Here is a 12,991-nt window from a genome sequence, read left to right as displayed (position 1 = left end):
GGGTCAACGCGGCTGGGGCTGGAGCTCGTTGGCGCGCGCTTCGACCAGCAGGCGGTCCGCGCCGTCCGCCGCGGCGGCCTGCTCGCCCTGGGTGGAGCGCGCTGACGTGCCCCGCAGGAGCAGGGCGACGACGACCGCCGCGACCAGGGCCACGCCCGCGCCCGCCAGCAGGGTCTGGTGGATGCCGTCCACGAAGGCGTGCCGTGCTCCGTCGGCGACGGACCCGCCGACGACGGTCGCCCCGGCCAGGGAGGAGTGGGCCGCGTCCGCCGCCTGCGGCGGCAGCCCGGCCGGCAGGTGCAGATGCGTGCGGTAGCCCGCGCTGAGCACGCTGCCGAGCACCGCGATGCCGAGCGCGCCGCCCAACTCGCGCGACAGGTCGTTCATCGCCGAGCCGACGTTCTGGAGCGCCCGCGGCAGCGCGTCCGTGATCTCGGTGGTCGCGGGCGTCATCGCCAGGCCCATCCCGGCTCCCAGCGGGACCAGTCCGGCGACGATCAGCCAGTAGGGGCTGCCGGTGTCCAGCCGTGAGAGCACCACCATCGCCGCCGCCACCAGCAGCAGCCCGACCACCCACGGCCGCCGCACGCCGACCCGGGCCACCAGCCGCGGGGTCAGCCGGGTGGCGGGCACCAGCGCCCCGGCCATCGGCAATACGCTCACCGCGGCCACCAACGGGCTGTCGCCGCGGACCAGTTGCAGATACTGCATGGCAACGAAGATGAAGCCGAAGAAGACGAAGAACTGCAGCGTGATCGACGCCGAGCCCGCCGCGAACCGCCGGTTGCGGAACAGCCTCGGGTCCAACAGCGGCTGTTCGCGCCGCAGTTCCCACCCGACGAAGCCCGCGAGCACCACCACGCCAAGACCGATACCGCCGAGCGTGCGCGGGTCGGCCCAGCCGCGGGTGGGGGCCTCGATCACCGCGTACACCAGGGCGAGCAGGCCGACCACCGCGATCAGCGCGCCGACCACGTCCAGCCGCGGCCGTTCCGCCTCCGCCGACTCCGGTACGAACACCAGCGTGCCGACCGCGGCGACCACCGCGAGCACCACGTTGAGCAGGAACACCGAGCGCCATGACCACTCCTGGAGCAGCAGGCCCGATGTCAGCAACCCGACGACGGCGCTCGCGCCGGCCACCGCGGTCCACGCGCTCACCGCCTTCGTCCGCTGCTCACGCGGGAAGGTGCTGGTGATGGTGGACAGCGTCGCCGGCATCACCAGCGCCGCGCCCATCCCCAAGAGCCCGCGCAGCGCGATGAGTTGGCTCGCGTCCTTGGTGAACGTGGCCAGCACCGAACCCACGGCGAAGATGGCGAGGCCGGCCACCAGCGCCCGCCGGCGGCCGAACCGGTCGCCCAACGCCCCCGCGGGCAGCAGCAATGCGGCGAAGGCGAGGCTGTACGCGTCCACGACCCACGACAACTGCGTCTGGTTCGCATGGGTTTCGCGGGCCAGGCTGGGCAGCGCGACATTCAGCGAGGCCATCGCCGAGACCACCGCGCCCAGTGCGAGGCACGTGACGAACAGGACCACGCCGTGTCTGACGGCCGCGGTGGCCGGCGCGGCGGGTGGGTTTCCACTCCGCGAGTCCACGGTACGCATGGGAGATCTTCTTCCTACAGGAGTCCGTTGCTGACCTGCTCACGCTCCCTCGCGGCGCCCACCGCCTGCCACGCTGATGAATTCCCGGCGCCGGTGATACGGCGCTGTTTCGCGGTGGGCCCCCCGAATCCGCCGGTCCTGATGAATTCCCGGGCGGCCCGCGGGAGTACGCCCTCCCGCGCCATGCGTGCGGCTGCTTCCGCGGGGGCGGCCCTTCCCCGCGCTTCCCCGCGCTGCTCCGCGCTGCTCCGCGCTGCTCCGTTACGCGGGCGACCGCCGCTTGCGGGTGGGCGGGCCTTGCAGGGCGAGCCGCAGAGGTGGGCCGAAGTGCCGTACGACGTCCTCCACCGGCATGGACGCGATCGGCTCCAGGCGCAGTACGTAGCGCGTCATGATGATGCCCGCCATCTGCGCGCCGAACGCCATCGCCCGTGCCTGGGCGTGCGCCCCGCCGATACGGTCGGCGATCCGGCCGAGCACCTCGCGTTCGAGCATCTCCCGCACGAGCGCGGCGAGGGACTCGTCGGCCGCCGCGTCACGGACCATCGCCTCCAGGGCGGGCCTGGTGTCGGCCGAGTCCCAGATGGTCACCAAGGCGCGCAGCGCCCGCTGGCTGAAGGTGGCGGGGTCGCCGTCGAACACCCGCGTCAGCACGTCCGCCGGGTTGGCCACCAGTGCCATCGTCGCGCCGAACAGCCCGCGTTTGGAGCCGAAGTAGTAGCTGATCAGGGCGACGTCCACGCCGGCTTCCTCGGCGATCGTCCGCATGGTCACCGCTTCGTAGCCGCGTTCGAGGAACTTCTGCCGCGCGGCGGCGAGGATGGCGCCGCGCGTGTCCGACGCCCCCGGTCGGCGCCCCCGCGGGGGCGGTTCATGCGTCACCGTCCCCACGCTAGCGCCGCGGCCGGGCGTCGTACGGGACGCGGCCGCACGGGATGAGGCCGCACGTCACGCGGCCGTACGGGATACGGCGGCCGTACGCGACGCGGCCCCGTACCGGTTCAGTGGCCGCGCCGCAGCTTCAGCGCCTCCGCCGCGCGGGTCTTCACCTCGCCGGTCCCGGTCTTCTGCGCGATCCGCAGGTGCTGTTGGGCCTGGTCGACGTCGATGAGGATGAGGCCGAGGTGGAAGTGCGCGAGGGAGGAGACCGCGGGATCGGCGGAGGCGGTGCCCTCGTCGAGCAACGGCACCGCGTCGTCGGCGCGCTCGGCTTCGAGCAGCCCGACGGCGAGTTCGACCGCGGCCTTGGGCGCGTACTCGGGGTGCCCGGTGCCGTGCACCTGCTCCAAGTAGTGGCGGGACTCCTCAAGTTGCTCGGGGCTGTCGCCGGTGTCCCGCAGCAGCCCGGCGAGGTTGAACGCCGCGTGCAGCGCGGTCTTCTGCTGGGGGCTGTCGATGGCGGCACGGTAGCGCCTGATGGCGGCTTCACGGTTGCCGGACCGTTCGAGGACCAGGGCGAGTTCGAGTTCGGCCCGGGCGGTGATCACCGGCACGCCGCAGCCCATCGCGGCCTGCAACATCCGGCCGGCCTCGTCGAGGTCGTCCGCGGCCACCGCCATCCCGGCGAGCTGGAGCGCGGCCAGGCCCGCGCTCATCGCCCGCGGCAGGCCCATCGCCATCCGGTAGTTCGCGTCGGCGTCCGCCCGCTTGCCGCGGGCCTCCAGGGCCATGCCGCGTATGAGGAACACCTCGGCGGCGACGTCCGGGTCGGAGAAGCCGTCCAGCGGCTTGAGGCGCTTGACCGCCTGCCGCGACGAGCCATCGGCGAGGAGGATCAGCGCGGTGACGAGCTCGGCGGCCACGCGCACGGCGGGATCGTCGGAGCCTCCGGCGCGTACGGCGACGGCGGCGGCATGCTCGCCCGCGTCGACGTCGAGGTAGGAGCGGGCGAGTTCCATCGCGCCGTCGAAGTCCAGCACGAGATCCTGGCTGGTCAGGATGTCCATGGGGTCGGGGAGCCCCACCCACGAAGCGCCCCGCCCCGGTTCCTGCCTACCGTCCGCCATGTCCGCCTCCATGCTCGCCTCAACTTGCCGTCAGGGAGCCGAACCTAGCGAACGTCTGCCGGTCGCGTCGCCTGGTCGATCCAGCGAATTCCGCCGACTTTGCCACCGTTTGAACCTCACCGCCGGGCATCCCGGACGTTATCCGGCCGCACCGTGAAATCCCGTGCACCCGGAAAGAGCTCTCCCGCCACAGGGGTTTCTCCCGTATCCATAAGACCAGTTGACCCATGCGACGCAGGCCGGCCCGACTTGCTTACGGAGTAGGCGGCGGACCGCTAGTCTCAGCCGCCCGAAGTTCCTTCGTCAACGCATGTCACCGAGGAGACAAGAGATCATGACGCACGACGTGCCGCCGTCCCCCGGCTCGCCGACACCGCCGCCGAACGCGGGTGGTCCGTCCGGGGGTTCTTTCGACCCCGCGTCGGTCAACCGGCTCGACTGGGCGATTCTCGGAATCGGGTTCATCGTCCTCGTCTTCTCGTTCTTCGACTACTACTCGTGGGATTTCGGTGCGTACGGCGTGCACCTGGCCAGCGTGAGCTGGAGCGCCTGGCACTTCGACCACGGGCTGTTCATAGCGTGGTTCGCGATGGTTCTCACCGTGCTCGGCGCCGGCGCGCTGGCGGTCAGTCTGTTCGCGCCCCAAATTCAACTGCCGTCTCCGGCAAGGGCGTTGACGTTCCTGGGCTTCGGCATCGGCTTCGTGCTGTACGTCATCGCGATCTTCGCCCACTCCGACTTCGGCCCGGCCGGCGGCCACGGCTTCAGCTTCTGGGTCAGCCTGATCCTCGCGGGCGTCGGCGCGGTCATCGCGCTGCTGCGGGCGCAGCAGACCGGCACGGAACTGCCCGGCCCGCTCGCCAACCTGCCGCGGGTCGGCCGGTAGGTGTGCGGTAGCACCCCGGCGCTCCACGACATGCCGCCGCCCCCACCGGAAGCACGGTGGGGGCGGCGGCATGTTCACGTGTGCGTGTGCGTGTGCGGCACCTCGCTCAGCGGTTCACCAGCGGGCTGAACGCCGCCCGGATGTTCGCCTTGGTCGGGTCCACGTACTGGTCCGAGGACGGGCCGGTGTCGATGTTGTCGTACTCGGTGTACGACAACGAATCGGGGCAGCTTTTGCCGCTGATCTCGACCGTCTTACGGGTGACGAGTTTGCCGGTGCGCAGTTCGTACACCTTCACGGGGATCGCGATCTTGTGGAAGGTCACGTCCTCCGGATAGGCGCTGTAGGCACCGCCCTTGTACGGGCAGGTCTGGACGGAGGGGCCGTCCTGGACGCCGCCCGCGCAGACGATGAGGGTGGCGTCGGAGGCGTCATCGGCCTGCCAGTTGGCGGGGAGTTTGTCGGTGTAGGTGGAATTGCCGAAGAAGAGCGCCGTGTTGGTGCCCTTGTGACGTGCGGGTGCGGCGCTATAGCGCGCGGGCGTCGAGCAGTATCCCGGAGCCAAGTCTCCCGAAGCGTCGAGAAGGCTGCGGACGTTGGCCAACTCGATCGACAACTGGGCTTTCTTGATGCCTGCCTTGGCGGTTCCGGCCTTCGTGTAGTGCGGGTACTGGTCGAGGACCTGCTGGTAACGGGTCTTCGCCTTCGTCCAGTTGTTGCCGGCCAGCAGGCTGTCGCCGCAGCCGAGCAGCGCGTCGGGCGCCGTCTTCGGGACCACGGCGGAGGCTTGGTCGAGCATGCTGCCGTCCGTCTTGCGCTTGCGCAGCCAGTCGGTGACGGCGGCGGTGTGGCAGGCGTCCTTGGTAGGAAGGCCGTTGAGGAAGCCGTTGAGCACCGAGTCGACCATCGGCTCGTGGCCGGGCAGGTCGGTGAGGACCGAGGACAGGCCGTTGAACCCCGCCTGGAGCGCCTTGGTGTCGCCGCTCAGTCCGGTGTGCAGCTCGGACTTGGCCACCGCCAGCCGGCGGCACGCCGTCACGGTCTTCTCACCGCGCTTGGTGAGCGGGGAGTCGGCCAGCCGCGGGCCGACCCACACGCCGTTCTGCGCGCTCACCGCCTTGGCGCAGTCGCCGTCGTGGCGCGCGGTGGTGAGGGTCCCTTCCGCATGGGAGGCGTCGACCCGCAGCAGCCCTACGGCCACCATCACGGGTATGGCCACGCCGAACGCGACCAGCCGCTGGGTACGGATGCCGCCGATCCGCCAGCCGTCCAGGAACCCCGAGGGACGGCTGCCGCCCGAACTCCCTCCCGCGTCGAACCACTTACCCCCAACAGCACCCGCACCCGTACCCGTACTGGCACCGGCACCGGCACCCGTACCCGCTCCCGCGCGCCGTCCCAGCCGCCCGCCCGCCAGGAACCAGCCGTGCACGATCATCAGCACCCACCACCCGACGACCACACCCTCGAACCACACCGTCCGAAAGGCGGAGCCGAGCAGGATGAGCAGCACGAAGCTGACCAGCCCGGTGAACACGGCGATTCCGCGCCGCCGCAGTATCAGGTAACCGACGCTCAGGAACGAGGCGTTGGCCAGGCCGACGGCGAACGGATCGCGGGTCGGGCGGTTCGGCGGCTCGGCTCCCAAGACGACGATCTCTGGCGGGTAAAGCATCGTGATCCCCTCAAAATGTCTTACCAGCAACGGCGTTGACCGCTGCCGCAGATTGTCCGCAACCGTCCTCGGGACGGGTCCCAACCACAGCGGTACGCGGCCATGGCGAGGCCACGACGCGGTGAAGACGCGGTGAAGACGCGGCCATGACGGTGCCCGCGGCGGAAGGGACGGCGGTACAACGCGCCGCTACGGCGCCGTACTCGGCACGGCGCCGCATGGCGGTGGACGACCCGGCCGGCCGTCTCTCGTCCGGCCGGCCGACTCGGCCGATCGGGACACGTCTCCCCGGTGGACGTGTCCTCCTCGCCCAGAGTGGCGGTCCCGCGCGGCCGCGGGCTAGCGACTTTCCGCAGGAGGAAAACGCTCCGCGAGGAACTGCTCGAACGTGCCCTCGCCGACGTTGTGTTCGGGCGTCAGATGGCCGCCCGCCCGGAAGGCCCGGTAGGTGCGTCCGGCGAGGGGGACCTTGAGCAGGGGGCGGCGGCGCCCGCTCGCCCGCAGGTAGGCGCGGGCGAGGTCGGCGAACGTCCGGACCTCGGGGCCGCCCATGTCCGGCACCCGGCCGGCCGGTTCCCCGGCCGCGAGCTCGGCCAGCCGTACGGCGACCTCGCCGGTGTCGATCGGCTGGTCGCGGATGCCGACCGGGACCAGCATGACCGGCAGCTTCGCGAAGGCCGCCAGAACCTGGAGCACCAGGTCGTGGAACTGCGTCGCGCGCAGCACGGTCCAGCCGAGCCCCGACTCCTCGATCAGCCGCTCGACGGCGAGCTTGCTGCGGTAGTAGCCGAACGGCACCCGGTCGACGCCGACGATCGAGATGTACACCAGGTGCCGCACCTCCGCGGCCCGGGCCGCCTCGATCAGGTGGCGGGCCGCCTCCTCGTCGCCCCCGCGCGGGTTGGACGCGCAGTGCACCACGGTGTCCGTGCCGGCCAGGGCTTCCACGAGCCCCGTACCCTCGCGCAGGTCCACGGCATACGGCGGCGGGGCGTGCCGGCTGAGCACCCGCACCTCACGGCCGTCGGCGCGCAGCCGTTCCACCACCAGCCGGCCGAGCGTCCCGGTGCCCCCGGTCACCATCGTCGCCTTCGCTGTCACCGTCATCGCGGTCGCCGTCCCTCCGCCGGGGGCACCCCCTGCCGGAGCACCCGTCACCCCCTGAGAACCGCTCGGCCCCCACAAACGTGACACCGCCACCGCGGCGGCCCGCAGAAGCGTCTCGACGTGTTCACGCTGCCGGGCACCTCACGAGTACCAGTGCGGCAGGTGGGAGGTGGGATACGTTGAGAGCAAGAGGTGTCGTGTAACACAGGGGCAGGGGGCGCGCGATGGTGAAGCGTCGTGGGCGGGCGTTGCGGACACTGGGTGTCGCAGCCGCGATCGCCGTGGCAGCGAGCGGATGCTCCTCCGGCGGCCACAAGGACAAACCGACACCCACACCACCCCGGAGCGAGGCCCAACTCCGTCAGCAGGCACAGGCGAAGCTCACAAAGTCGTCCCAGGTGAGAATGCACTGGACCGGCACCGTGAACAAGAACATGCGGATCATGAAGACGGAACCCCACTTCAAGGACGCCCACGCCTACGTCCTCGAAGCAGCCTGCGCCGGGACCGGGGCCGTGTGGTTCGCCTGGGAGATGAACGCCCCCGATCCCGCCGTCAAGCCAGATGTGTACTGCGACGGCGGGGTCCTGCGGTTCCCCTTCACGGGCAACAAACTTGAGAACTTCTTCTTCGCCAAGGAGTTCACCGACGTCCCGACCGGCGTCCTGACCTGGCAGATCATGCCCGCCACCCACTGATCACGAGCCCCCTGCGAGGTCCCCTCGCTCGCGCCGTCAGAAGCGCCTCAACGTGTCCACGCTGCCCGGCATCTCAGGAGTACCGGTGCCGCAGATGGGGGGCGGGATACGTTGAGGACAAGAAGATGCCGGGGACACAGGGGCAGGGGGCTCGCGATGGTGAAGCGTCGGTGGCGGGCCCTGGGCGTCGCCGCAGCGATCGCCGTGGTGCTGAGCGGATGCTCCTCCGGCGACCACCAGGACAAACCCACGCCGACCCCGACCCGTCCCCGGAGCGACGCCGAACTCCGCCGGCAAGCGCAGGCGAAACTCACGAAGTCACCCCAGGTCAAGCTGCACTGGACCGGCACGGTGCGGAAGAACATGTCACCCGTCAAAACGGAACCCGCCATCAAGGACACCCACGCCTACGTCCTGGAGGCAGCCTGCGCGGGCACCGGGACCGTGCACTTCGACTGGGAGACCAAATCCCGTGGCCCCAATATCCTGCCGCAAGTGAACTGCGACGGCCCCGTCCTGCGCTTCCCCTTCACGGGCGACGATCTGGAGCTGTTCTTCTTCGCACCAGAGGACATCGACCCCCCGAACGGCATCCTCGCCTGGCAGATCATCCCCGCCACCCACTGATCACGAGCCCCCTGCGAGGTCGCCCTCGCTCGCGCCGTCAGAAGCGTCTCAACGTGTCCACGCTGCCCGGCATCTCAGGAGTACCGGTGCGGCAGATGGGGGGTGGGATACGTTGAGAACCGGAAGGTGTCGCGTACACAGGGGTAGGGGGATCGCGATGGTGAAGCGTCGGTGGCGCGCGCTGGGTGTCGCGGCCGCGATCGCCGTGGTGCTGAGCGGGTGCTCCTCCGGCAGCCACAAGGACAACCCGAAGCCCACCCCGACCCGGCCCCGGAGCGAGGCCCAACTCCGTCAGCAGGCACAGGCGAAACTCACGAAGTCACCCCAGGTCAAGCTGCACTGGACCGGCACGGTGCGGAAGAGCATGCCACCCGTCAAAACGGAACCCGCCATCAAGGACACCCACGCCTACGTCCTGGAGGCAGCCTGCGCCGGGACTGGAACCGTACACATGGGCTGGGGGACGAAATCACCCGGCCCCAACCTCCTGCCGCAAGTGAACTGCGACGGCGCTGTCCTGCGGTTCCCCTTCACGGGCAACGACCTGGAGTTCTTCTACTTCATGCCGGAGGAAAGCGACCCCCCAAGCGGCGTCCTCGCCTGGCAGATCATCCCCGCCACCCACTGATCACGAACTGGTCTCGCTACCCACGATCGTGGTGATGGCCCCGCGGCCGACAAGCCGGGCCGTGACCGCAGGGTCCTCAACCCATCTGCTGTAGGCGTCCAGTTGGAGTGGCGTCATCTTCGAGATCCCCTGGTCGCTACCGTACTTCCGCAGCACGCTGACGAAATCGGTCGCCGGCCCTTTGATGTACTTCGGACCTCCACCCCCGCCGTAAGGGTCGCCCGTATACCTATGCGCCTTTTTCTCGCCAGGCAGCTGAAGGGTGACCGGAGAGATCGATTTGATGTTTCCTTCGGTCTCGACCAGGACTGACGCGTGAGACGCGACGGTGCTGGCCCAGCCATCTTTCAACCTTGCGTTCTCAAGCCCCTTGATGCTGTCAACAAGGTTCTTCGGCGCCTTATTTGGCGTGACATTGACAACATCCTCTATCCAGCCTTGCAGGACGCTCGTTGCGAACTCCTGACCCTTCTCCTTGGCCATGTCGATATCTGACGCGGGGTTACCCTTGGCGAGAGCATAGGCCGTTCCGATCAACGCCGTGCGCGAACTGTTCATTTCATCAGCCCACTCGTCGGCTTCGCCCTTGAGTTCCTTCTCCGTGTCAGCGAAAGCAGTGCTGTAGAAGTTGTTCATCAGACCGCTTTGAAAGCTGTAGAGTCCCACAGCATCCTGGTCCGACTTCTTCACTTTCGCGGATTCTGCGTCTTGGATCAGCCTGCTCGAGTTTGCTTCGAACAACGCGCTCATGCTCGCGGCGGCATGCGGCTCACGGATGGCCGCCTCCATGAAGGACTTCCACGCGTCCGGCTGGATCTCGATTCCCTTGCGGGCAGGGTCCTGATGGGCCGCGTACGCCTTGGGGTCCCATGAGTCTCCGGTCCAGAAGCCGTCGTGCGCCGGCGAGGTGATCGCGTACTCGAGGTCGTCCCAGTGCTGGGCGATGATCTCGGAGTACAGCTGCGAAACCGCCGGCAGGGGATCGGTCGAGGAGTCGTGGGACGCGTTGGAGGCGATGAGCCAGGCCGTATTGCGGTCCGACAGTGCGGTGTCGGTGGCGCGCAGGTCGATGGTGCCGGCTCTGACCGCCGAGACGAAGGCGTTGGTGCGGTCGTCGGTGGTGTTGCCGCCACCCTTGTAGAGGCCGTTCTCGATGATGTCGGGTCGCAGGGCCATGAACTCGCCCGCCGCCTCGGGGGCCTTGCTGAGCGCCTCGAAGTACTGGACGTAGTGGTCGGCCGACCAGGGGTCGGAGTACCCCGCACCGGACATCCGATCGGTGACCGATTTGGATCTGTCAGTGGTGAAGGTGCGGTCACCAAGAGCGACGAGGAAGTCCGTGTCGTACGTTCCGCTGTCGACGAAGGGCATCAGCAGGTCCGGGCGGAAGTTGTGGCCTGGGTGGTTGAAACTGTCGAACCAGCCCGCCCAGAATTCCCGCTTCTGCTTGCTGGTCTTTCCCTCCGCCGCTATTCGGGTGTACGCGCCGAACGTGCGGCCTATGAGGTCGCGATCATAAGCCCGTTGAGCGTAGCGGGAGTTTCCTGCGTCGCCGGCCATCGAACTGGACAGCTGGGACAGCCGGGTGGGCCCGAGTTCGGCATAGAAGGCGTTGAGGAAGTCCCCGTCCTTCGAATGAGCGGCGAGCGCGGCGAAGAGGTCTTGGGGGACCGCTCCGTCGTGGTCGCCGATCTGCTGCTCGTAGCGCTTCGCGAGCGCCTTGCCGTCCTTGGCGGACTTGGCCGCCGCCCCTGGGGTGACCATGCTGTCAGGGATGAACATCATCGTGGTGTTCGGTGTGTACTCGCTCAGTGCCGCAGCAAGGTGCTGCCTGCGGCGGAGGTCCGGGAGTTGGTCAGCCGCCCAGTGTGCGATGGTCAGCAGTCGGCTCAGTGGCTGCGTGTCGATGCCGTGCTGGGCGAACCGGGTGGTGAAACCCGCGGCACTGTCGTGCAGCCGCGTCGCGTCGTGTTTGAGCGAGTTGATCGTGCCGGGAAGCTTGTTGGGATCGATCCCGGAGAAGGTCCCTGTTTTCCCTCCGCCCTTCGGCGAGTTGCCCGCTCCGCTGCCGTGGTCTCCCATGTCCTACCTTTCGTCGCTACTGCCGAGCCGCATCGGCCTGCATGGACTTCGCCTGACCGGGCGTGACCTTCCGCGGGCACTTGGCGATCTCCGCATCTACCAGCGGTATCAGCTTCTTGAGCTGCACGATCATGTCCTTGCGCCGACCCTCCGCCTCGGTATGCCAGGCATCAGCCGTCGGCCCCACCCAGGTGGCACCGTCGCCCACGTCGGAACAGGACTTCTTGAGGAGTCCCTCAAGCTCATGCATCTGCTTCTGAAGATCGCTCTTCAGCGTGACCAGTTCGTCCCGCAACGGATTGGCGACCTTTGGCTCTGACGTGTCGGCCGACATGCGCTTCCCTCCCCTATGGGTGTGTTACACCCGGAACCTCATGGGGATTCTGGCACGACCGCTGTTCCCACACGTGGGACGAAGTCGCCAAATACACCGGCCGGAAACAGCCCGCGCCGCCGCCTGCAGGCCGTCGCCGAGACCGGCGTTGGGTGCGACCGGGACCGTGCCTGGCGTCACCGTCGCCAGGCGCTCACCACTGCCGACTTGGGCCCTGTCAGATATGCGGGGAATTGCGCGCGCAATCGGCCCTGGCCAGGCGTTCGACCTACGCCGTCGTCGCCAACTGGCGCTGAACGAAGGACAGTTTCTCCGGGTTCAGGACGGACCAGACGCCGGCTATGGCGTCGTCGCGGACGTCCAGGGCGATGACGGTGTAGAGGTGACCGCTGATCCACACCACCAGTGCCGGGGCGCCGTTGGCCTCGACGATGTCGACCGCGAGGGCGCCGGTGAACTTGCGGACGGTGCCCGCGATGAAGCGGACGACCTTCTCGCGGCCCAGGATCGGGCGCCGTGCGGAGCTGACCTTGCCGCCGCCGTCGCTCCACCAGGTGACGTCCTCGGCGAGGAGCCGTTCGAGGCGGGCGAGGTCGCCCTCGCGCGCGGCCGTGACGAAGGACTCGACGAGTTCGCGCTGCCGCTCGACCACGGGCGTGAAGCGGGTCTCCTGTGTGGCCACGCGCTTCACCGCCCTGCGGTACACCTGGCGGCAGTTGGCCTCGGTGAGTTCCAGCACGCCGGCGAGGTCCCGGTGGCTGTAGCCGAACGCCTCGCGCAGCACGTACACCGCGCGCTCGGTCGGCGTAAGCCGCTCCAGCAGTACCAGCATCGCGGTGGACACGGCGTCACGCTGCTCCGCGGACTCCAGCGGGCCGAGCGCGCCGTCGCGCGTCACCACCGGTTCCGGCAGCCACGGCCCGACGTACCGCTCCCGCCGGACGCGGGCGGAGGTGAGCCGGTTCACACAGAGGTTGGTGACGACCTTGGCCAGCCACGCCCCCGGCCGCTCGATCGCCTCCCGGTCGGCGCGGCTCCACCGCAGGTACGCGTCCTGCACCGCGTCCTCCGCCTCCTCGGCGGACCCGAGCAGCCGGTAGGCCAGCCCGAACATCCTCCGGCGGTGCTCCATGAACTCCTCGGCGGTCCCTGACGTCACGCCGCCCAGCGTCCCACAACGGCTCCCCCGCCGGGGTCGTGGACCGCGGTGATCCGTCGAGCGCGAGGCGCTGCGGCTCAGCCGGCGGAAGGGCGCAGTACGGCCAGGAGGCCGGTGACGCGGTGGGCGGCGTCGGGGGCCTGCCATTCCGCGGTGAGGTGGGCGCGGAGGGCGGGGTCGG

The 12,991-nt window shown here is 69.2% G+C and carries 12 protein-coding genes; 4 read left to right on the top strand and 8 right to left on the bottom strand.

Annotated features, from left to right (window positions below):
* Positions 1-3: 3 nt before the first annotated feature.
* The 3 genes from AC13HU_RS18085 to AC13HU_RS18075 all read right to left on the bottom strand — a co-directional run bounded on the left by AC13HU_RS18085 (position 4) and on the right by AC13HU_RS18075 (position 3,614).
* Positions 4-1,608 carry an MFS transporter gene (locus AC13HU_RS18085; RefSeq protein WP_483042921.1) on the bottom strand — a complete coding sequence of 535 codons (1,605 nt, stop codon included), beginning with the start codon at positions 1,606-1,608 and terminating at the stop codon, positions 4-6.
* A 261-nt stretch (positions 1,609-1,869) separates the two neighbouring features.
* Positions 1,870-2,490: a TetR/AcrR family transcriptional regulator gene (locus AC13HU_RS18080; RefSeq protein ID WP_483042920.1), complete on the bottom strand. Its 621-nt coding sequence runs from the start codon at positions 2,488-2,490 to the stop codon at positions 1,870-1,872.
* A 119-nt stretch (positions 2,491-2,609) separates the two neighbouring features.
* A complete protein-coding gene (locus AC13HU_RS18075; RefSeq protein ID WP_483042919.1) occupies positions 2,610-3,614 on the bottom strand; it encodes a hypothetical protein in 1,005 nt (334 codons plus the stop codon).
* Positions 3,615-3,948: 334 nt separating this feature from the next.
* Here AC13HU_RS18075 and AC13HU_RS18070 point away from each other — a divergent pair, with 334 nt between their 5' ends.
* Complete coding sequence (locus AC13HU_RS18070) at positions 3,949-4,500, top strand: hypothetical protein (RefSeq protein WP_483042918.1); 552 nt, start codon at positions 3,949-3,951, stop codon at positions 4,498-4,500.
* 106 nt (positions 4,501-4,606) lie between these two features.
* Here AC13HU_RS18070 and AC13HU_RS18065 read toward each other — a convergent pair whose 3' ends face one another.
* Together AC13HU_RS18065 and AC13HU_RS18060 are read right to left on the bottom strand one after the other, a co-directional pair.
* Positions 4,607-6,175 carry a tol-pal system YbgF family protein gene (locus AC13HU_RS18065; RefSeq protein WP_483042917.1) on the bottom strand — a complete coding sequence of 523 codons (1,569 nt, stop codon included), beginning with the start codon at positions 6,173-6,175 and terminating at the stop codon, positions 4,607-4,609.
* Positions 6,176-6,514: 339 nt separating this feature from the next.
* A complete protein-coding gene (locus AC13HU_RS18060; RefSeq protein WP_483042916.1) occupies positions 6,515-7,282 on the bottom strand; it encodes an SDR family oxidoreductase in 768 nt (255 codons plus the stop codon).
* A gap of 398 nt (positions 7,283-7,680) precedes the next feature.
* Between AC13HU_RS18060 and AC13HU_RS18055 the strand changes: the two genes are divergently transcribed.
* The 3 genes from AC13HU_RS18055 (at position 7,681) to AC13HU_RS18045 (ending at position 9,235) form a co-directional block, all read left to right on the top strand.
* The gene (locus AC13HU_RS18055) at positions 7,681-7,980 is read left to right on the top strand and encodes a hypothetical protein (RefSeq protein ID WP_483042915.1); all 300 of its coding nucleotides are present in this window, start codon (positions 7,681-7,683) and stop codon (positions 7,978-7,980) included.
* A gap of 156 nt (positions 7,981-8,136) precedes the next feature.
* Positions 8,137-8,607, top strand: coding sequence for a hypothetical protein (locus AC13HU_RS18050; protein ID WP_483042914.1), 471 nt, complete (start codon positions 8,137-8,139; stop codon positions 8,605-8,607).
* A gap of 157 nt (positions 8,608-8,764) precedes the next feature.
* Positions 8,765-9,235 (top strand): hypothetical protein, encoded by a 471-nt coding sequence (locus AC13HU_RS18045; protein WP_483042913.1) that lies wholly within the window; start codon positions 8,765-8,767, stop codon positions 9,233-9,235.
* Here AC13HU_RS18045 and AC13HU_RS18040 read toward each other — a convergent pair whose 3' ends face one another.
* The 3 genes from AC13HU_RS18040 to AC13HU_RS18030 form a co-directional block, all read right to left on the bottom strand.
* The gene (locus tag AC13HU_RS18040) at positions 9,236-11,317 is read right to left on the bottom strand and encodes a hypothetical protein (protein WP_483042912.1); all 2,082 of its coding nucleotides are present in this window, start codon (positions 11,315-11,317) and stop codon (positions 9,236-9,238) included.
* Between the two features lie 16 nt (positions 11,318-11,333).
* Complete coding sequence (locus tag AC13HU_RS18035; RefSeq protein WP_483042911.1) at positions 11,334-11,651, bottom strand: hypothetical protein; 318 nt, start codon at positions 11,649-11,651, stop codon at positions 11,334-11,336.
* Positions 11,652-11,919: 268 nt separating this feature from the next.
* Positions 11,920-12,810: an RNA polymerase sigma-70 factor gene (locus AC13HU_RS18030; RefSeq protein ID WP_483042910.1), complete on the bottom strand. Its 891-nt coding sequence runs from the start codon at positions 12,808-12,810 to the stop codon at positions 11,920-11,922.
* Positions 12,811-12,991 lie beyond the last annotated feature (181 nt).

The organism is Streptomyces sp. NH27, assembly GCF_056859195.1.
Note: the sequence above shows the minus strand (reverse complement) of the source record. Positions and strands in the feature narration are given on the sequence as shown.

Bases quoted from the DNA above. Each gene is read 5' to 3' on its own strand.
- AC13HU_RS18040 (WP_483042912.1), bottom strand. From the start codon at position 11,317: ATGGGAGACCACGGCAGCGGAGCGGGCAACTCGCCGAAGGGCGGAGGG.
- AC13HU_RS18035 (WP_483042911.1), bottom strand. From the start codon at position 11,651: ATGTCGGCCGACACGTCAGAGCCAAAGGTCGCCAATCCGTTGCGGGAC.
- AC13HU_RS18065 (WP_483042917.1), bottom strand. From the start codon at position 6,175: ATGCTTTACCCGCCAGAGATCGTCGTCTTGGGAGCCGAGCCGCCGAAC.
- AC13HU_RS18085 (WP_483042921.1), bottom strand. From the start codon at position 1,608: ATGCGTACCGTGGACTCGCGGAGTGGAAACCCACCCGCCGCGCCGGCC.
- AC13HU_RS18075 (WP_483042919.1), bottom strand. From the start codon at position 3,614: ATGGCGGACGGTAGGCAGGAACCGGGGCGGGGCGCTTCGTGGGTGGGG.
- AC13HU_RS18070 (WP_483042918.1), top strand. From the start codon at position 3,949: ATGACGCACGACGTGCCGCCGTCCCCCGGCTCGCCGACACCGCCGCCG.
- AC13HU_RS18050 (WP_483042914.1), top strand. From the start codon at position 8,137: ATGGTGAAGCGTCGGTGGCGGGCCCTGGGCGTCGCCGCAGCGATCGCC.
- AC13HU_RS18045 (WP_483042913.1), top strand. From the start codon at position 8,765: ATGGTGAAGCGTCGGTGGCGCGCGCTGGGTGTCGCGGCCGCGATCGCC.
- AC13HU_RS18060 (WP_483042916.1), bottom strand. From the start codon at position 7,282: ATGACGGTGACAGCGAAGGCGACGATGGTGACCGGGGGCACCGGGACG.